This window comes from Acinetobacter sp. AYS6 (assembly GCF_025630795.1).
Taxonomy (GTDB): Bacteria; Pseudomonadota; Gammaproteobacteria; order Pseudomonadales; family Moraxellaceae; genus Acinetobacter.
On record NZ_JAOTNV010000005.1, the window covers coordinates 672,503 to 692,283 of the forward strand.

Below are 19,781 nucleotides of genomic sequence, written 5' to 3' on the forward strand. Positions count from 1 at the left end.
TAAAAAAACTGAACAATGCAAAGCATAGTAATTGGAAATTTGCATATTCTTCCAAAACGCTCTGCTTGCTTTAGAGTTGGCCGGCTTTTTGCTTGAAAGAGAAATATTCTCCTCTTGCTAAAATTGATGACTTATGTGGCAAAAGCTTAAACGTAGTTTATTTTTACAGGTTCTTTGTGCTCTCTTGCTAGGAGTTGCAGTTGGGGCTGGTTTTCATGATTTCTCCCTATCTTTAAAACCATTGGGTGATGGTTTTATTTCTTTAATTAAGATGCTGATTGCCCCAATTGTGTTTTGTGTGGTTGTGCTTGGTATTTATGGTGCAAATGACATCAAAAAAATGGGCAAAGTCGGTGCAAAAACCATTCTCTATTTTGAAGTAGTCACCAGTATTGCTTTAGTTTTAGGCATTATCGTGGCTTATGTATTTAAACCGGGCGTCGGTATGAATATCGATATCGGTCATTTAGATGCAAAAGATTTAAGCACCTATACCGAACGTGCACATGAAATGCACACTGGTACAGAATTTCTGCTCAATATTATCCCGAAAACATTCACTGCCGCTTTTGCAAACGGCGATATTTTACAAGTTTTACTCATCGCTATTTTATTTGGTGTAGCGCTACTTTTAATTCCTAAACATTTAGCAGAGTTAGTCCGTCAGGCCCTTGAAGCTTTTTCCGAAGTCTTCTTTAAAATTATGGGTCTGATTATTCGTTTAGCGCCTATCGGTGTGTTCGGATCAGTGGCCTATACCACCGCCAAATTTGGTTTAGATTCGCTCGTACAATTGGGCTATTTGGTTTTACTGTTTTATGCGACCTGTATTTTATTCGTCGTTATTGTTTTAGGTTCAATTTTAAAACTTACCGGTCTCAACATCTTCAAATTTGTGGCTTATTTTAAAGATGAGTTAGCGATTGTTTTGGGTACAGCATCTTCTGACTCTGTTTTACCCCAAATTATGAAAAAACTCAGAAATCTGGGAATTAAGGATTCAACCGTCGGTCTGGTCATTCCAACGGGTTACTCTTTTAACCTCGATGGGTTTTCAATTTACTTAACTTTAGGGGTAATTTTTATTGCGCAAGCCTGCAATATCGATTTATCCACCCACGATCTATTGGCTATTTTGTTGGTGTCACTCATCACATCTAAAGGTGCACACGGTATTCCTGGCTCAGCTCTAGTTATTCTTGCGGCCACCCTTTCCGTTATTCCAAGCCTGCCTGCGATTGGTCTAGTACTTCTACTATCTGTCGATTGGTTCATTGGCATTATTCGCGCCTGCACCAACTTAATTGGTAACTGTGTCGCGGCCGTAGTGATTGCGCACTGGGAAAAAGATATTGACCATGCTCAAGCCAAAGCAGTGTTAGATACAAAACCTTAAATCCATTATAAGAACATTAAATCGTCTTTGGTTTAATGTTCTCTATTCTTTAAGCTGACAAGCAAGTAATGCCGTTTCAAAAGCCAACCAATCGTGATGATGTTCGCTAATGATTTCAATGCGGTTATCAATTCCCTCTTCACCAGACTTATAATTAAACTGATCAGGATTAAAGTTAAAAACTTTCCAACCTTGATCTGTGTTAAAAATTCCCTTGATTCTTAGCCAATCCTGCTGCGCGCATAATAAATCTAGCAAAGCATAAAAATCGAATTTCCAGCGTTTAGGCAATTTCCAACCTGCCACAATATAGCCTTGTGCCGACTCGACATAATGATAAGGTAATTGCTGAATTTCCTTCTTAACCTCGGTTTCAGTCATTTGTTTTTGAAGTTTAAGTAAAGGTTGAATAGAGCGCTCAGTTAAACGAGCAGCTATATCAACTTTATTTAACGCTAACTGACCATGTTCAGTCTTAATCCATTCTTGATGATAAGGCTGATATTCTTCTTTTAATAACTCAAGCGCCTGATCATCTTCAAAAGTCATGACATCAGTATGTGACACCACCACAATCTGGGCAGCTTTTAACTGATCTTCATAAAGATTTTGTTTAACCCAGTTTGTATCGTGCAAACGGCTACCATCAACAACAGTAACTAAAGCACGCATGGCTAAACTACTTTGCCAATGCAGTTCAGTCAGTTGGTCAAATAACTGTGAAGGATGCCCAAGTCCGGTCGGCTCAATAAAGAGTCTATCTGGCTTTTGTTCACTCAATAGACGGGCTAAAGCAATATGCATAGGCAATTGACTACTACAACACAAGCAACCACCTAATAGTTCTTTGACTGCATATCCTTCATCTTGAGGTAAGAGTTGTTGGTCTACTCCAATTTGCCCAAACTCATTCATTAATACAGCCCAAACCTCATCTTTAGGCTTCTGACTCAATAAATGCTGTAATAATGTGGTTTTGCCTGCCCCTAAAAAACCGGAAATAATATGGGTAGGAACAGTTTTTTGGGCAATAAATTTCACAAGTGGCTCAAATCAACAAAGTTTAAAAACTAAGAAAGGTATATCACTGTTTAAATCCCATGAAAATGATTTTTCACTTTGAAGATATACTTTTCAATTATCAGGCCAAAACACTTAATATGTGACATACATCTCATTCAAAATCTAAATTAACTTTAGACAACTATAATTCAAACGGAATATTCTATTTATGTGCATTCACAATTCATGCCAAAGTGTTAGGTTTCCGTAACAAAATTGGTTTTTTTTTACTCAACAAGAAATATTCTTTCACATTTTAAGGTGTATTTAAGCCAGTTAATTTTACAGATTCCGCACATAAATGGCCCGTATATTTCATATTGTTAAGATAGGCGTAATAGATTGTTAAGTTAATTGATGTAATCCCAACCTCGGCTTAGCATGTGTCCTAGCTTAGTTATTCAGCCATACATATTCCATGTAGGTTTAAATGATTAGGTTTGATTTATTTTTTTAATGAATTTAAGGATGCCATAACATGAAATTAGTTAAGACTCTACTTGCAACAACTTTAGCTTTAACTGCAGTATCAACTTTCGCTGCTTCTAAACATGAACAAGCGCATAGCACTGCTGGTGAAGAGAAAGTAGTTGTTTCAACTCAAGAACAAGCAAACACTGCTAATGCTGCAACTGATGCTGTAGGTTCTGCTTCTGAAGCTGCACCAGCACCAGCAACTCGTTAATTCTCTCAGCACTCTCCTCCAAGCTCAGAGATAATTTTACTGAAATGAAAAATGGATGCTGAATTTTGGTAAAGAAGGAAAGGATCGAACCATGCTGCGGTTCGATCCTTTTTTTTAAGAAGATTTTTTATACATGCTACAAGATGGGTTGTGATTTTCTTGTAGACGTAAAACTTTGCGGTGCTCGGCTGCTTCAAAGCGGCAACGCTTCCACTCTGTATCAAGTTTCAAATGAGGTACTTCACATGGCTTGCCCTGTTCATCAACAGCAACCATGGTGAAATAACAGCTATTGGTATGGCGCACTGTACGCTTCTGGATATTTTGAGCTTCAACCCGTATTCCCACTTCCATTGAAGTACGGCCTACATGGTTAACACTTGCCAAGAAGGTTACCAGCTCACCTACATAAATAGGTTCTTTAAAATTCACCTTATCTACAGATAAAGTCACCACGTAGCCACCCGAATAACGACTTGCGCAAGCGTAAGCGACTTGGTCTAGTAGTTTTAGAATCGTACCACCATGAACATTACCTGAAAAATTTGCCATATCAGGCGTCATCAAAACTGACATCGTCAATTCAGACTGATCATCAGTTGCTGTGGTTATTTCATCTAATGTAGGCATAGCTCAACTCTGTGTCTTAAAACAAGCTCAGTCAACATTATGGTTGATAATTCACAAAAAAAACATGTTTAAATCCACAACATAGCATTGTATTTTTTAATATCTTTGATTGTTTTTTAAAATTTAGTTTTTTAAGGCATTATTTTTAAAGTTATTTTTTAAGCTGTCTTATTTATCTTAGAATTTTTTTAAAAGATGCTATGCCATTTTATTCCATGCTTAATGGCATAGCAGGATCTTACGGGTCACTCGCTATATTTTAGTAATCACACCTGTTACACCATTAATAATCATATCAATGGCAATCGTTCCGATTAACAAAGCAGATAAACGTCCCACAATATCAAAATAACGATCGATATGTTTGGCATGTCGATAACGTAAATGATCATGTGAAAATTTCATCAAAATCAAAATACTACAGGTTAAAAACAAGGTAAAGGCAATCACTAGAGCTGCTTCACCAATTGACATTTCCATTCCTGTTACCACAGCAGCACTAATGGTGCCCGGACCAATCATGAACGGCATGGCAATGGTGCCAGCTAGATGTTCTGGTGCACCACGCATTTCACCAATAGTATCTGCACCCTGAAAAACGTAGCGATAGCCAATGACCAAAAAGATAAGGCCTCCAAAAATCTGGAAGGCTTCAAAACGTACATTCAGATATTTACTAAAAATTGCTTCGCCGCCCCATGCAAATAGCATGAACACGACAAAAGCAATCAAGCTTCCCTGAATCAGTGCTTTATTAAACACCTTTGTTTCTGAATGGCGGATCAGGCCAATCATATAAATGCTCATTAAAAATGGATTGAGCAAAGAGAAAAATAAAGCAAAAGAATGTAGATAAGGAGAAGCCATGCATTGTCCTCTTAAGCTTGTGGATCTGGGAACAACGGACGATTCCCCGGGCTAATACGATTAATATGTAAGAACGTCATATGTCTTTCATATTTATCTAAAATGTCATTAATGACCTGTTCTTTACTGTACCCCACCAGATCGTTATCTTGAGAGCCATCATAAAGATAGGTTTCTAGCCGGTAATAGAACTGTTTACCCCGTTTCACTCGCTGGCTAAAGTTAGGCGCGCTATAGCGTACAGGCCAGATCTGATAAACGAAGTTTTGTTCTTCTTCCAAATGAATAGTGAAGTCCAGATGGTAAAGCGCTTCTTCATCTTCAAGAGGCGTTTGCTGCACATCTACATTCATGCCCTGCTTAATAAGTTCACCCGCAACGGCTTGAACGGCCGGTAGACAAACTGCATCTAACATGCGTTGGGTTTCAGTAGTTCCCGGATGATGCATCACTCGAGTTAAACGCTGTTTCCAATTCAGAATATCGACATTACCGACTACTGGAGCTGCATTCATACTTCGGCTGGCTTGCCGGTAATCTTCAAGCCTCAGCGACTTATATAGTCCTGCCATCACAAGGAACATCACAAAGCTAAAAGGTAATCCCATAATGATGGTCGCGTTTTGCAAAGCGGTAATGCCGTTGGTCATCAGCATTGCTAATGTCAGCAAACCAATTGCTACTGCCCAAAACACACTTAACCAACGAGGAGCATCATTATCAATGTTAGTAAGTTTAGTCGTGAAGTTACCTAAAACCAGCGCTCCCGAATCGGCAGAAGTCACGTAGAACAAAAGCCCTGTCACGGTGGCAATTGAAGCAATAAAGGTAAAGCCCGGATATTGCGCTAACAGGTCATAAAAACCATGTGCCGGATTTGCTAACACAGTCGCTGCTAAGGTTTGGTTACCTTCAAAAATAACGCTGTGCAATGCACTATTACCAAAAATGGATAACCATGTAAGTGTAAATAGAAGCGGAATAATTAAAGTACCGCACACAAACTCACGAATGGTACGTCCTCTTGAGATGCGTGCTAGGAAAAGTCCAACAAATGGAGACCAAGCAATCCACCATGCCCAGAAGAAGAAAGTCCAACTACTCATCCACTCTTTAGGCTGTTCAAAAGCAAAACTTTGTAATGCTAAAGTCGGGAAACGGGTTAAATAATCACCAATATTTTGGACTAGGGCATTGAGTAAAAACTCGGTATTTCCCAAGAATAAAATAAACAGCAATAACCCGACCGAAACATAAATATTGATTTCAGATAAAATCCGCAGGCCTTTATTGACCCCTGATGTCACCGAAATAACACTAATACCGACCGCGACAGCAATCAGGATAAATTGCATCCAGATGTTTTCTGGTAATCCCAATAATACATGCAGGCCATAATTTAGCTGTACTACTCCAATCCCGCAGGTCGTCGCAATACCAAAAATTGTTCCGATAACGGCAGCTGTATCAACGCTATGCCCAATTGCCCCATTAATTCTGTTTCCGAAAATTGGGTAAAGTGCAGAACGAATGGTAAGCGGTAAGTTATAACGATAACTAAAGTATCCCAATGACATACCAATTAAGGCATACATACACCAGCCGGTTAAGCCATAGTGGAACAATGTCCAGACCATACTTTGGCGTGCTGCTTCATAGGTCTGACCTGCTCCGACTGGAGGTTGCATATAATGAGATAAAGGCTCAGCGACCGAGAAGAACATCAGATCGATACCAATACCCGCCGAAAACAGCATCGCAGACCAGCTGAGTACACTAAACTCAGGCTTTGAATGCTTAGGTCCTAGCTTAATATTGCCGTATCTTGAACAGGCAATAAAAATCACGAAAACCATATATAGCGTTGCGGCAAGCAGATAATACCAACCAAAGGTTGAGGTTACCCACTGAAGTACGGTGTTCATGACTCGGTTTGCAAAATCATTAAACAAAAACGTGACGAGAGAAAAAATTAAAATAAGTACAGCTGAAAAATAAAAAACCACACGATTGAGCGGGTCTTTTTTAGATTTAGATAATGTTAAATCATCAACTGCTCTTGGATTATCTGTTGCCATACAATCCTCAAGGAATAAAAATAAAAACAAAATATTTAATTTCGTCTTTTCACTATTATTTAAAATAATGAAAAGACGACTTTAAACGCAAAAAATAATATATAGATGTGATCGGTTGAGGTTATAAAACCTCAGTCACTTTATTCTGGTCACAATTCGACGGAACCGAAATGTCTTTTGAAACAGCTAACTGTTTTTTCACTAATTGAGGGTCAAAATCATCTTGTTTTAAGGCTTTGGCTAAACCAAACATATAAAGCAAAATAATGACTGAAAATGGTAAACCACATAACACCACAGCACTTTGCATGGAGTTGAAACTACCGGCTAATAGCAAGCCAATACTTACAATGGTAATTACCACAGACCAAAAAACGCGTAACCAGATCGGTGAATCACTATCATTGGTGCCCCCTTTTGAGGACAAATTAGCGATCATAAGTGTACCAGAGCCAACTGGTGTCAAAAATAAAACGAAACAAATTACAACAACAATACCTGCAACATAAGGATTAAACGGCAGATATTCGAGTAACTTAAATAAAGATAATGCCGGATCAGTTAAAACCATATCGCCCAAAACTTTCTGTTTTTGGTTCAAGATAAAGTAAATGGCCGTATTTCCAAAAACCGAAATCCAAGCTAGGGTAAAGCCCAGTGGAATCAGGCATACACCCAATACAACTTCGCGAATCGTACGTCCTTTTGAAATACGGGCAATAAACATGCCGACAAAAGGCGCCCAAGCAATCCACCATGCCCAATAAAACACAGTCCACGAACCCAACCAGCCACTTGCTTTTGGGTTATATAAATACATATCAAAGCTTTTACCAATAAAATTGCTTAGATAATCACCCATATTTTGCACAAGGCCATTTAATAAATGATTTGTAGGGCCCGTTAAAAATACAAATAAAAGTAATGCATACAGCAGACGTAAATTAATACGCGACAACCATGCCAAGCCTTTTTCAATGCCCACCACGGTCGTGATCGTGGCAACAAACATCATAATAAGAACAACAGTAATTAAGGTCACAGAGTTATTAGGAATTTGCGGAAGCAAATAGCAAATGCCTGACACAAGCACCAAAGCCCCAATTCCCAAGTTGGTGACCAAGGAAATAACTGTAGCTAAAATTCCAAAGCCATCAACAAAATCACCCACCAAGCCATGAACACGCTCTCCAAAAATTGGGTAAAGCGCCGAACGCAGTGCTAATGGCAAGTTTTGTCTGAAAGCGAAGTAACCTAAAGTGACCCCGAGCAATGCATAGAGTACCCAGCCATGAATGCCCCAATGCAAAAAGCTATAGGTCATGGCATTACGGGCAGCCTGAATGGTTCCCGCCTCACCTTCCGGTGGTCTTAAAAAATGGTCAACGGGTTCAGCAACGCCATAGTAAAGTAAGGCAATACCAATACCTGCCGAGAAAAGCATGGAAGTCCAAGCCAAATAACTAAACTCAGGTTTGTCGTCGTCTTTTCCTAATGGAATCTGCCCTACTTTTGAAAAAGCGAGCCATGCCACAAAGCCGAGACAAAGCACAATAACCAGCATGTAATACCACCCGAAAAAGTGATTTACTTGCTCTTGTATGTAGGTCAACCAAAACTGACTTTTTTCTGGAAACAGCACAAAAAGTAGGCCAAAAATGCCAATACTGATGGCTGAACTCCAAAATACAAAACGATTTAACCGAATATGGTCTGAAGAATATCTATCACTTTTCAACACCATCTTATTGCTCCTTGCAATCGGTGTATTTTCTCAAAATAACGTGATAAGTACTGTACTTATGCGCATCATCCTATCCGTAAGAACCTTTGATTTTACCTCTTTATTCCTAGAGGCAATATTCAAAAATTCATTGATTTTTACATATCATACTTGTTATTGATTGAACGTTCAATCAATAACAAGTATGATAAAAAAAGTGCTATGATGCTCTGCAAGTTAACATGCTGAATTTAAAGCACCGCTAAAAGTGCTGATGTGGAAAAACATGACAAAACGCAGAGTAAAACCAGAGCACGTGCGACGTGAAGAGATTATGAATGCCGCACTCGACGTAATTTATGAAGTGGGGTTATCCAATACCACCATTGCACAAATTGCAAAAAAAGCCGAGTTGTCGACCGGCATTGTCAGCCATTATTTTGGCGACAAACAAGGGTTGATAAATACCTGTATGCAAGAAATGCTGAATGTTCTGCGTCATAAAACCGAACAGTACAGAGCAGAAGCAGATACGCATCCAGAGAGCCAGATTAAGGCCATTATCGACTCTAACTTTGACATTAGTCAGGTCAATGAAAAAGCAATGCGGGTCTGGTTAGACTTTTGGTCAGCGAGTATGCACGTACCAGACTTAAGCCGCTTGCAAAAGATTAATGATCAACGCCTGTACTCCAACTTGAAGTTTTACTTTCTCAAGTTAATGGATGAACCACAGGCCAGTGTTGCCGCTCGAGGTCTGGCAGCATTGATTGATGGATTATGGCTACGAGGCAGTTTGAGCCGTCATAACGAATTTGACAGCAATCTTGCCCGTTCCATTGCTTACGATTATGTACAAACGCAATTGCAATTTGCGAACAAGCCTTTGCAGGAGAGACAAAATGAGTGATGTACAAGTTCATCAACTGTATATCCATGGACGCTATGTTAAAGCAACCAGTGGTAAAACATTTAATAGTATTAACCCTGCCAACGGCGAGACAATCGCGACTCTTCAGCAAGCATCTGAACAAGATATTGAAGCTGCTGTACAAAGTGCCCAACAAGGACAAAAAATCTGGGCTGCCATGACTGCCATGGAGCGTTCACGTATTTTGCGTCGTGCTGTCGACATTCTTCGTGAACGAAATGATGAGCTTGCCCGTCTTGAAACACTCGACACAGGTAAAGCTCTTAGCGAAACATCTACAGTCGACATTGTGACTGGTGCAGATGTACTCGAATACTATGCAGGACTTGCAACAGCCATTCAGGGTGACCAAGTTCCACTTCGCGAATCAAGTTTCTTTTATACACGCCGTGAACCTTTAGGCGTGGTTGCAGGTATTGGTGCCTGGAACTATCCAATTCAAATCGCTTTATGGAAATCTGCCCCTGCCCTTGCTGCGGGTAATGCCATGATTTTCAAGCCAAGCGAAACCACTCCACTCACTGCATTTAAACTTGCAGAAATCTATACAGAAGCTGGCTTACCAGACGGCGTATTTAACGTGGTACAAGGTGCTGGTCGTGAAATCGGTCAATGGCTCACTGAACATCCTGTGATTGAAAAAATCTCATTCACTGGTGGTGTGGAAACTGGCAAAAAAGTCATGGCAAGCGCTGCTGGCTCTACGCTTAAAGAAGTGACCATGGAACTTGGTGGTAAATCTCCACTGATTATTTGTGAAGATGCTGACCTTAACCGTGCCGCAGACATTGCAGTCATGGCGAACTTCTTTAGCTCAGGTCAAGTATGTACCAACGGTACACGTGTATTTGTTCCAAAATCACGTTTAGCCGACTTTGAAAAAGCCGTTGTAGAGCGTGTAAAACGTATTCGCATTGGCGACCCAATGGCTGAAGAGACAAACTTTGGTCCACTCACGAGCTTCCCTCATATGGAAAAAGTGTTGTCTTTCATTGAGTCGGGCAAACAACAAGGCGCTAAAGTGTTAATTGGCGGTGGCCGCGCAACAGAGGGTGATCTTGCGAAAGGTGCTTATGTATTACCGACAGTATTTAGCGACTGCACTGACCAAATGGCGATTGTTCAAGAAGAAATTTTTGGACCTGTCATGAGCATTTTAAGCTATGAAACCGAAGAAGAAGTCATCCGTCGTGCTAACGACACTACCTTTGGTTTAGCTGCTGGCGTTGTTACTCAAGACATTAGCCGCGCTCATCGCATTATTCACCAAATTGAAGCTGGTATTTGCTGGATTAACACGTGGGGCGAATCGCCTGCCGAAATGCCAGTTGGTGGCTACAAACAATCTGGCGTGGGCCGCGAAAATGGTCTAACCACACTTGGGCACTATACCCGTATCAAATCTATTCAAGTTGAACTTGGCGATTATCAAAGCATTTTTTAATGCCTCAATCGCTTTAAACACTTCAACCTAAATCACATATGCCGAGCAGTCTTTATAGATTGCTCAGGCAAACTGTTAGTAAAAAAAGGATAGTTATGAATATTAAAGAATATGATTACATTATTATTGGCGCAGGATCTGCCGGAAATGTACTCGCTGCGCGTTTGACTGAAGACAAAGATACCACCGTTTTATTATTAGAAGCGGGTGGACCAGATTATCGCTTGGATTTCCGTACACAAATGCCGGCAGCTTTGGCCTACCCTCTGCAAGGTCGTCGCTATAACTGGGCTTATTTAACCGACCCTGAACCACACATGAATAACCGCCGTATGGAATGTGGTCGTGGTAAAGGTTTAGGCGGTTCATCTTTAATTAATGGCATGTGCTATATCCGCGGTAACGCAATGGATTTAGAGCAATGGGCAACTCATAAAGGCCTTGAAAACTGGTCTTATGCCGACTGTTTGCCATACTACAAAAAAGCCGAAACCCGTGACATTGGTGAAAATGACTACCATGGCGGCAATGGTCCTGTATCTGTTGCCACCCCTAAAAATGGCAACAATGTGTTGTTCCATGCCATGGTTGAAGCTGGCGTACAAGCAGGTTACCCGCGTACCGATGACTTAAATGGTTACCAGCAAGAAGGCTTTGGTCCAATGGACCGCACAGTTACGCCTAAAGGTCGCCGCTCAAGCACTGCACGTGGCTATTTAGATATGGCAAAAGGTCGTCCAAACCTAACCATTCTGACTCATGCGACGACTAACAAAATCTTGTTTAACCAAAAACAAGCGGTCGGTGTTGAATATATTATTGGTGCTGATCAAAACAACTTGCAACGTGCCTTGGTAAAACGCGAAGTGTTACTGTGTGCTGGCGCAATTGCTTCACCACAAATTTTACAACGCTCAGGTGTAGGTGAAAGTACCTTCTTAAAATCAATGGACATTGATGTGGTTCATGATTTACCGGGTGTTGGTGAAAACCTGCAAGACCATTTAGAAATGTACTTACAATATAAATGTAAGCAACCCGTTTCTTTATACCCAGCCTTAAAATGGTATAACCAACCTGCGATTGGTGCCGAGTGGCTATTTAACGGTACGGGTATTGGCGCAAGCAACCAGTTTGAAGCAGGCGGATTTATCCGTAGTTCGGATGAGTTCAAATGGCCAAACATTCAGTACCATTTCTTGCCAGTTGCTATTAACTACAATGGTAGTAATGCCGTGAAAGAACATGGTTTCCAAGCTCATGTAGGTTCAATGCGTTCGCCTTCACGTGGTCGTATTAGACTCAAATCTAAAGATCCGTTTGAGCATCCAAGTATCTTGTTTAACTATATGTCGACTGAACAAGACTGGCGTGAATTCCGTGATGCAATTCGTATTACGCGTGAAATCATGCAGCAACCTGCGCTTGACCCATATCGCGGTGAAGAAATTAGTCCAGGCAAACATTTGCAAACCGATGCAGAGCTTGATGACTTTGTTCGTAACCATGCAGAAACAGCTTACCACCCGTCTTGTAGTTGTAAAATGGGCGAAGACGAAATGGCTGTCGTAGATGGTCAAGGCCGCGTCCATGGTATGAATGGTTTGCGTGTAGTCGATGCCTCAATCATGCCGCTCATTATTACCGGTAATTTAAATGCAACCACTATTATGATTGCCGAAAAAATTGCAGATCAAATTCGTGGACGTGAAGCATTACCACGTTCAACTGCACCATTCTATGTAGCGTCATAAAACATCAAAGGGTATATTTCTTATGCAGAGATATACCCTTAATTTAATACTTATAGAACCAATATTAATAAGAACGATGTATGACAGAAAATAAGCTTTTGCGAGGAGTTTATTTACATAAATAGGCCATGAAATAAAAATTAATCTATTTTTATAGGCAAATATTCTTCAAATGAGTTAACTTTAACCATTTATAAATTATTAATTATTTTTCAACAACTTAAAATCAAACAAATATTTAAAATAATCTTATTAAAGCTTAATTTGATTAAATATAAATCATATTTATGATTTTGATGAACCCCATTTATTATAAAAATTGTCTTGTCAATGCAAAATTAGTCTAAAATATAGAGTGTTTGCGATAATCCCAAGTAATTTTTATTTTTTTAGAAGTTCTCTGTTTTTGAGAATTTACTTTCGCATTTATATCCATTTTGTCTGGATACGCTGTCTAGGTTTCCTCACACCTTAAGTGACTCAAATAACTTATTTTAAGGTCCCCCTTACATGAAAAAGTTTTTGAAATACCTTCTGGTATTAATCATTCTTATTTTAATTGCAGGAATTGTTTTCTTGTTTAGACCAACTGCGTCAAAACAAGTAGAAACTGCAAAAGATGAGCCAGTTGTTGATGCTGTTCTTGTTGGCGGCGGCATCATGAGTGCCACTCTCGGTACTTATTTCACTGAGCTTGAACCAAACTGGCAAATTCGTATGTATGAACGTCTTGACCAAGTTGCTCAAGAAAGTTCAAACGGCTTTAACAATGCCGGAACAGGCCACTCAGGCTTTATGGAAATGAACTATACCGAAGAGAAAAACGGTAAGATGGAAATTGTCAAAGCTGAAAAAGTTGCTTCTCAATTTGAAGTTGCTAAACAGTTTTGGTCATATCAGGTAAAACAAGGTGTTTTAGCTGAACCGAAATCATTCATTAACCCAGTTCCGCACATTGCTTTCGTTTGGGGCGATAACGTTAAATTTTTAGAAAAACGTTATGCTGCCATGATTCAAAGCCCGTTGTTTAAAGGCATGAAATTTACTGAAGACCCAGCTGTAATTAAACAATGGGCACCTTTAGTAATGAATGACCGTGACCCTAGTCAAAAAGTTGCAGCAACCCGTATGGATGTTGGCTCTGACGTAAACTATGGTTCTATCACTAAACAGTTAGTAAATCGTTTAGACCAAAACCCGAACTTCAAATTACAGACTTCAACCGAAGTGACTGGCATCAGCCAAAATGATGACAAGACTTGGACTGTGTCTTTCAAAAATTTGAAAACTGGTAAAGTAGATCACGTTAAAACACGTTTTGTATTTATTGGTGCAGGTGGTGCAGCGGTTAAATTATTGCAACTTACTGGTTTACCAGAGGCGAAACAATATGCTGGTTTCCCTGTTGGTGGTGAGTTCTTAATTACAGACAACCCAAAAATTACTGCTGAACACACAGCGAAAGTATATGGCCGTGCTGAATTAGGTGCGCCTCCAATGTCTGTACCACATATTGATACGCGTTATATTGACGGTAAAAAATATGTATTGTTTGGACCATTTGCAACCTATTCAAACAAGTTCCTGAAAAATGGTTCTCAGCTTGACTTACTTGCATCAACAAACAAAAGCAACGTTTTACCAATGACGACTGTTGGTTTAGAAAACCTTGATCTTGTTAAATACTTGGTGAGCCAAGTAATGATGTCAGACCAAGATCGTCTAAATGAACTTCGTAAATACTACCCAGATGCGAAAGCTGAAGACTGGCGTTTAAGCCAAGGTGGTCAACGTGTTCAGATCATCAAGAAAGAACCAGGTAAACCAGCAACGCTTCAATTCGGTACAGAAATCTTTGCGTCTAAAGATGGTGCTGTAACTGCATTGTTAGGTGCATCTCCGGGTGCTTCGACTTCTCCATACATCATGCTTAACTTGCTTGAAAAAGCTTTCCCTCAGCAAACTGAAGGTAAGTGGAACCAGAAGCTTCATGAAATTGTGGTTTCTTATAAACAAGACTTAAGCAAAGATCCTGTGTTACTTGACAAAGTTCGTCAGTACACAAGTTCTACACTTGGCTTGAACTATACATCTCCGTTCAAAGCTGCAAACGATGATACTGCTGCTGCCCCAGTTGCAAAAGCAAACTAAGTTTGACGATGTATAACTAAAACTCCAAAAGGATGAATTTCGATTCGTCCTTTTGTTTTTTTAAGACCTTAGTTGAGATATTTAGATTCGCTATGACGCCTTTAAACTCATCATCTCGCCTCTTGTCATTATGCTTTAAGCTCGTACTTATTTTGCTACTGGCTTATCTTTTGTTAAGCGGATTTTATATGTGGATGATTGGTGGTACAGCCATTTATGTTAGCTCAGCCCTGCTATTTGTCATTACTGCCTACTCTTTCAAGCTCGGCAAATATCAAAAACTATGTTCTGTTTTAAATGTGCTGATGAGTGCAGTGGCGTTATATTTCAGCACTGCTCATTTATTTTTCTCCCCAGTTCAGTTCTTTATATTTTTACCTGCCCTATTTTTTGTACTGTTAGCTTTTGCTCGCCTAGAAAAAGTTCGTCGCTTATCTAAAGTTTTAATATTCATCAGTTTATTAATTTGGTCAGGCATACACTTTATGCAGCTTGAACAGCTTAATGCGTATTATAAAACGCAGCACACTGGCGAAAGTTGGCAACAATATGGCGCATTATAAGATTATTTTTTAGTCTAGATTTTCAAATAAATACGTAATCATTTTCACATGAAGTTCATCAGTAAAACTGAACATCATCTACAGAAATCCTTTTAAGAAAAAATATTCATAACAATCTAATTTATTTAGAAATATATCGAGCATATTCGCGATTGAACTCGATACATCTACACGCTAGATTAATCAAATATTTTTTCTCCCTTTATGTTGTAATTTATGAAAATTTTAGATGGCGGTTTAGGCCGTGAATTGGCCCGTCGTGGCGCTCCGTTTCGTCAACCAGAGTGGTCTGCTCTCGCACTCATTGAAGCTCCTGAAACAGTAAAAGAAGTACATCTCGATTTTATTAACGCTGGTTCAGAAGTCATTACCACCAATAACTATGCTGTTGTGCCATTTCATATTGGGCAAGAACGCTTTGAAACTGACGGTGTACGTTTAATTAAAGTTGCCATCGAACAAGCAAAAAATGCAGTTAAAGAAAGCGGCAAAAATGTCAAAATCGCAGGCTGCTTACCACCTTTATTTGGTTCTTACCGTGCCGACTTGTTTCAACCTGAACAAGCTAAAAGCCTTGCCGAGCCCATCATTAACACATTGGCACCAGAAGTAGATTTTTGGTTAGCAGAAACCCAATCATGCTTAAAAGAAGTTGAAACAGTCCATGCGTTATTACCACAAGATGGTAAAGACTATTGGGTGTCATTTACGCTGCAAGATGAAGTTAAACAAGAACAAGCATTACTTCGTTCAGGCGAAAATATGCAACAAGTGGCTGATTTCATCAAACAATCAAACGCCAAAGCAGTGTTGTTTAACTGCTGTCAGCCTGAAGTAATCTTACAAGCCATTAATGAAATTAAAGGACTGATTCCAGAGTCTGTTCAGATTGGTGCCTATGCCAATGCGTTCCCACCGCAAGATGAAAGCGCTACTGCCAACGATGGTCTGGATGAAATTCGTAAAGACCTAGACGCTCCTGCTTATCTTGGGTTTGCTAAGCAATGGCAGCAAGCAGGTGCAAGTCTAGTCGGCGGTTGCTGTGGTATTGGTCCAGAACACATTGCTGAACTTTCTCAATTTTTTAAAGAATAAATACCATGTCTGCTGCCAAAATTGGACTATTGTCTCTTACAGCGCTGGTCTTTAGTTCTATGGTGGGGTCAGGTGTATTTAGCCTCCCCCAAAATATGGCTCAAGTCGCTAACGGCTCTGCCCTTCTTATTGCATGGCTCATTACTGGGGTCGGCATTATTTTCTTGGCCCTCACGCTATTGCATTTAACGCGTCAGCGACCAGATTTAGACGGTGGTATTTATAACTATGCACGTGAAGGCTTTGGAGACCTGATTGGTTTTTGCTCGGCGTGGGGTTATTGGTTGTGTACCACCATTGGTATTGTCGGTTATGTGGTGATTGCCTTTTCCGGCGTCGGCATGTTTACCGATAGCAAAGACCATATTATTTTTGGTGAAGGTAATACGCTCTACTCTCTCATTGGCTCAAGCATTTTTGTATGGCTGGTACACTGGTTAGTGAGCCGAGGCATTAAAGAAGCTGCGATTGTGAATTTACTGGCAACCATTGCCAAAATTATTCCAATGGTAGTCTTTATCTTTTTCACATTTATTGCCTTTAAGTTTGATTTGTTCAAACTCAACTTAAATGACTTCTCTTTAAAAGTTCCACTTTGGCAGCAAGTGAAAGACCTGATGCTGATTACCCTTTGGGTATTTACTGGTATTGAAGGTGCTGTGGTTTTATCATCGCGTGCGAAAAAACGTCATGATATTGGTAAAGCAACTATTTTAGGTGTTTTGCTGGCGTTAAGTTTTTACGTGATGGTGACGGTATTGGCCTATGGCGTAGTAAGTCGTGAAGCGCTTGCTGGCATGCACAACCCATCAATGGCCACCATTTTGCAGCAACTGATCGGTTTACCGGGCACGATTGTTATTACCATCGGGCTGATTATTTCAGTTTCTTCGTCTTATTTAAGCTGGACTTTGTTCGCCACTGAAATTCCATATTTGGCTGCAAAAAACAGTGCATTCCCGAAATTATTTTTAAAGAATAATCAAAATAATGTACCCATTTCATCACTTTGGCTAACCACTATTGTCGTGCAAGGTGCCTTGATTGCCGTGTATTTTTTCAATAAAAACTACACCCAGCTTTTATTAATTTCCTCGGTCATGATTTTGCTGCCTTATTTTCTGGTGTCAGCTTTTTATCTTAAAGAATCTATTCGTCACAAACGCACACCGCATATTGCCATTGCCAGCGTCGCTTCAATTTACGCACTTTGGTTGCTCTACGCGGCAGGTTTAGATTTATTACTTCTGTCTGTAGTGTTGTATTTGGTCGGCTTGGTTATTTTTTCAATCAGCTACTTTGAGCATAAAAAATCGCTCAAACAAAATCAGCTTAATTAAGTACTTCAACCACTGTTGAGTCATTTCAGCAGTGGTTTTCTCAAAACAAAAAATTCTATTTTGAAGGCTGCGACTGCTTTAAGTGCAATCGTAAAATACGGCGTAATTCTAAAATGGCTTCCGGTGTGGTTTGAATCGAATGCCCACCTTTAATAATCAGTTCCGACTGTTCCCCACCCAAATGTGAACTTTGATACGGCACAATCCCATCGCTGCTTTTTAACTTATCTGGCGTGCCATGAATATTACCCATAATCGAGTGATAGACCACGTTAGACGATGGCTGAATGGCTTGGGTAAGCTGCATAAAGCTAGAAGCACGGCTTAAATTACTCGCCCCATTTTCAATTAAACCTTTTCTGAGTTTTGTATTTTTCTCATCTCGCATTTCGACTGCAATAAAAAAATCGGCTGGTAAACGAATAATACGGCGGGCAATTTGGGTAAACCATCGGTCAGCGTAGTCTGTACCATGATGAGGGGCCGAAACAAAAACAACGCGTTTAAAATAAGGTAAAGCTTTGAACTGAAAACGCTCTCGAATGACCGGATTTTCTTTTAAACGGTTTAGCTGCGCTTCATTCATTTTTTGCATAGCTTGCTCTGAAACATCAGCATCACTCACCAATAAACGGCTAATCACGCCGCCCATACTATGCCCGACCAACACTGCATCGTGTGCAGCATAACTGTCTTTGGCAATGTTTTGAAAAGCCTGATTCAACAATGAATAAATCTGAAAACGGCTTTCAAAAATTGGCATGTTGGTTGAATAAAACACCTGCCAGACTTGATAGTTTTGTCTTAATTCGGCATCACCCATAATGTCGTTAGTTAGACTCACCCAAGCCTCTGGGCTACTTGCTAAACCATGAATAAATACAATGATTTTCTTATTGGGGTTAAAGGGTTCCAGCATATATAAATGCGGCATGATTAAATTGTTTTCTTTATTAATTAAAGACCAATAACCCGCTGCACCTAAATTATATTTCGACAGCCAAAGCCCATAAGGCGCCGAATAGTTGGCAGTGAGCGGATAGTCCACACCTTCAACTTTTACGCGTTCTTGCCTGTATGGATCGAACATCGCAATTTCTAAGTCTGCCCCAGCAATAACCTGATCGGCTGTGGCCTTTTGTTTAGGGTACGCAATGGCAGTAACCGGAAAGAACCGAGGCAAATGTATATTAGGGTTGGCTTGGTGAGCGTAAAAAGCATCGGGGTCTAAAATGAAGCCGTGATTTACATCATTTTCTTTACGCCCAACAATAAACTCTGCTCCTAAACCATCCTTACGGTTAACAGTATTAAAGCCAGAAAAGTTCATGTTATAGCTTGAGCGAAAAGTATCGACTTCAATTTTTTGTACATCTACAGCATGGTCAAAATTGACGTGGTACTCATGCCCATCCGCTTTAAGCAGCGGTGGGAAATGAAGCGTATTTAAATGATTAAAATACGTGGTCATAAGCTTTGACAAGGCGACGTTATAAAAAATACGCACCTGATTTTGGCGATGGTCGAACACGCGATCGAACGGTGACTCTTCAGAGTCAAATAAATAGACATAGCTATAACGTAAGCTTTTATCAAACAACGCCAGCTCTTGATCAACGCAACTGTTATTTTTATTAATGACATTACACTGGCTGCTACGCCCAACGTCTAAAGCTTTGGCTAAGTAAATTTCACTGAGCGCAGCATAGCGTTCTTCACGGCTGCTATTTTCAGACAGACTTTGAATTTTATTTAAACAATCATCAAAATTTTGCAGACAAGATTTTTCGTCTTTTTTGACCAAATACAGTAAGTTTTGGGTTTGGTGGCTTAAGGTGCCGTCGGTCAGAATACTTTCATTCTTACTTTTTAAAGCATTGCTTAAATTACTTTCTTTTAAATTAATGACCTGACAACCACTGAGCAAAGCCATTATTGTTATGATTGAATAATGGTAAGACTTTGTCATTCTGCATTCCTTTATCGAATGTATTCCCCATCTGGTCATTATGCCTGTAAAGCAGTGAACGAACAATTTCGGCTCCGCTTCCATTTTCCTTTA

General features: G+C 39.9%; 15 protein-coding genes. 9 read left to right on the top strand and 6 right to left on the bottom strand.

All coding sequences use genetic code 11. The annotated features are described in order from the left end of the window. Nucleotides 1-133 precede the first annotated feature (133 nt). Nucleotides 134-1,396: a C4-dicarboxylate transporter DctA gene (dctA, locus tag OD757_RS07915; RefSeq protein ID WP_263031482.1), complete on the top strand. Its 1,263-nt coding sequence runs from the start codon at nt 134-136 to the stop codon at nt 1,394-1,396. 42 nt (nt 1,397-1,438) lie between these two features. On the opposite strand, the gene OD757_RS07920 is transcribed toward dctA, so the two are convergent. After that, on the bottom strand, nt 1,439-2,437 hold the full coding sequence (locus tag OD757_RS07920; RefSeq protein WP_263031483.1) for a CobW family GTP-binding protein: 999 nt from the start codon (nt 2,435-2,437) through the stop codon (nt 1,439-1,441). A 499-nt stretch (nt 2,438-2,936) separates the two neighbouring features. Between OD757_RS07920 and OD757_RS07925 the strand changes: the two genes are divergently transcribed. Further along, nucleotides 2,937-3,143, top strand: coding sequence for a hypothetical protein (locus OD757_RS07925; RefSeq protein WP_009386597.1), 207 nt, complete (start codon nt 2,937-2,939; stop codon nt 3,141-3,143). Between the two features lie 114 nt (nt 3,144-3,257). On the opposite strand, the gene OD757_RS07930 is transcribed toward OD757_RS07925, so the two are convergent. From OD757_RS07930 to OD757_RS07945, 4 genes are all read right to left on the bottom strand, one after another. Further along, nucleotides 3,258-3,773, bottom strand: a complete 516-nt coding sequence (locus OD757_RS07930; RefSeq protein WP_005303245.1) for an acyl-CoA thioesterase — start codon at nt 3,771-3,773, stop codon at nt 3,258-3,260. Between the two features lie 252 nt (nt 3,774-4,025). After that, nucleotides 4,026-4,640, bottom strand: coding sequence for a MarC family protein (locus tag OD757_RS07935; protein ID WP_009386536.1), 615 nt, complete (start codon nt 4,638-4,640; stop codon nt 4,026-4,028). A gap of 11 nt (nt 4,641-4,651) precedes the next feature. Continuing rightward, nucleotides 4,652-6,718: a choline transporter gene (locus OD757_RS07940; RefSeq protein ID WP_009386583.1), complete on the bottom strand. Its 2,067-nt coding sequence runs from the start codon at nt 6,716-6,718 to the stop codon at nt 4,652-4,654. 121 nt (nt 6,719-6,839) lie between these two features. Then, the gene (locus OD757_RS07945) at nt 6,840-8,462 is read right to left on the bottom strand and encodes a BCCT family transporter (RefSeq protein ID WP_263031484.1); all 1,623 of its coding nucleotides are present in this window, start codon (nt 8,460-8,462) and stop codon (nt 6,840-6,842) included. A 265-nt stretch (nt 8,463-8,727) separates the two neighbouring features. Here OD757_RS07945 and betI point away from each other — a divergent pair, with 265 nt between their 5' ends. The 7 genes from betI to OD757_RS07980 all read left to right on the top strand — a co-directional run bounded on the left by betI (nt 8,728) and on the right by OD757_RS07980 (nt 17,719). Then, complete coding sequence (betI, locus tag OD757_RS07950; RefSeq protein WP_009386478.1) at nt 8,728-9,351, top strand: transcriptional regulator BetI; 624 nt, start codon at nt 8,728-8,730, stop codon at nt 9,349-9,351. Further along, nucleotides 9,344-10,816 (top strand): betaine-aldehyde dehydrogenase, encoded by a 1,473-nt coding sequence (gene betB / locus OD757_RS07955; protein ID WP_263031485.1) that lies wholly within the window; start codon nt 9,344-9,346, stop codon nt 10,814-10,816. The genes betI and betB overlap by 8 nt, the downstream gene beginning before the upstream one ends. Nucleotides 10,817-10,911: 95 nt before the next feature. Further along, nucleotides 10,912-12,570 (top strand): choline dehydrogenase, encoded by a 1,659-nt coding sequence (betA, locus tag OD757_RS07960; RefSeq protein ID WP_263031486.1) that lies wholly within the window; start codon nt 10,912-10,914, stop codon nt 12,568-12,570. A 510-nt stretch (nt 12,571-13,080) separates the two neighbouring features. Next, nucleotides 13,081-14,721 carry a malate dehydrogenase (quinone) gene (mqo, locus tag OD757_RS07965; protein ID WP_263031487.1) on the top strand — a complete coding sequence of 547 codons (1,641 nt, stop codon included), beginning with the start codon at nt 13,081-13,083 and terminating at the stop codon, nt 14,719-14,721. Between the two features lie 92 nt (nt 14,722-14,813). Continuing rightward, entirely contained in the window at nt 14,814-15,284 is a 471-nt protein-coding gene (locus OD757_RS07970) for a hypothetical protein (RefSeq protein WP_263031488.1), read from the top strand. 216 nt (nt 15,285-15,500) lie between these two features. After that, complete coding sequence (locus OD757_RS07975; RefSeq protein WP_263031489.1) at nt 15,501-16,379, top strand: homocysteine S-methyltransferase family protein; 879 nt, start codon at nt 15,501-15,503, stop codon at nt 16,377-16,379. 5 nt (nt 16,380-16,384) lie between these two features. Further along, nucleotides 16,385-17,719: a basic amino acid/polyamine antiporter gene (locus OD757_RS07980; protein ID WP_263031490.1), complete on the top strand. Its 1,335-nt coding sequence runs from the start codon at nt 16,385-16,387 to the stop codon at nt 17,717-17,719. Between the two features lie 55 nt (nt 17,720-17,774). Here OD757_RS07980 and OD757_RS07985 read toward each other — a convergent pair whose 3' ends face one another. After that, nucleotides 17,775-19,688: an esterase/lipase family protein gene (locus tag OD757_RS07985; protein ID WP_263031491.1), complete on the bottom strand. Its 1,914-nt coding sequence runs from the start codon at nt 19,686-19,688 to the stop codon at nt 17,775-17,777. Between the last annotated feature and the right edge of the window lie 93 nt (nt 19,689-19,781).

Coding starts and splice junctions, on each gene's coding strand:
- dctA (WP_263031482.1), top strand. CDS start 134: ATGTGGCAAAAGCTTAAACGTAGTTTATTTTTACAGGTTCTTTGTGCT.
- OD757_RS07925 (WP_009386597.1), top strand. CDS start 2,937: ATGAAATTAGTTAAGACTCTACTTGCAACAACTTTAGCTTTAACTGCA.
- OD757_RS07930 (WP_005303245.1), bottom strand. CDS start 3,773: ATGCCTACATTAGATGAAATAACCACAGCAACTGATGATCAGTCTGAA.
- OD757_RS07935 (WP_009386536.1), bottom strand. CDS start 4,640: ATGGCTTCTCCTTATCTACATTCTTTTGCTTTATTTTTCTCTTTGCTC.
- OD757_RS07940 (WP_009386583.1), bottom strand. CDS start 6,718: ATGGCAACAGATAATCCAAGAGCAGTTGATGATTTAACATTATCTAAA.
- OD757_RS07945 (WP_263031484.1), bottom strand. CDS start 8,462: ATGGTGTTGAAAAGTGATAGATATTCTTCAGACCATATTCGGTTAAAT.
- betI (WP_009386478.1), top strand. CDS start 8,728: ATGACAAAACGCAGAGTAAAACCAGAGCACGTGCGACGTGAAGAGATT.
- betB (WP_263031485.1), top strand. CDS start 9,344: ATGAGTGATGTACAAGTTCATCAACTGTATATCCATGGACGCTATGTT.
- betA (WP_263031486.1), top strand. CDS start 10,912: ATGAATATTAAAGAATATGATTACATTATTATTGGCGCAGGATCTGCC.
- mqo (WP_263031487.1), top strand. CDS start 13,081: ATGAAAAAGTTTTTGAAATACCTTCTGGTATTAATCATTCTTATTTTA.
- OD757_RS07970 (WP_263031488.1), top strand. CDS start 14,814: ATGACGCCTTTAAACTCATCATCTCGCCTCTTGTCATTATGCTTTAAG.
- OD757_RS07975 (WP_263031489.1), top strand. CDS start 15,501: ATGAAAATTTTAGATGGCGGTTTAGGCCGTGAATTGGCCCGTCGTGGC.
- OD757_RS07980 (WP_263031490.1), top strand. CDS start 16,385: ATGTCTGCTGCCAAAATTGGACTATTGTCTCTTACAGCGCTGGTCTTT.
- OD757_RS07985 (WP_263031491.1), bottom strand. CDS start 19,688: ATGACAAAGTCTTACCATTATTCAATCATAACAATAATGGCTTTGCTC.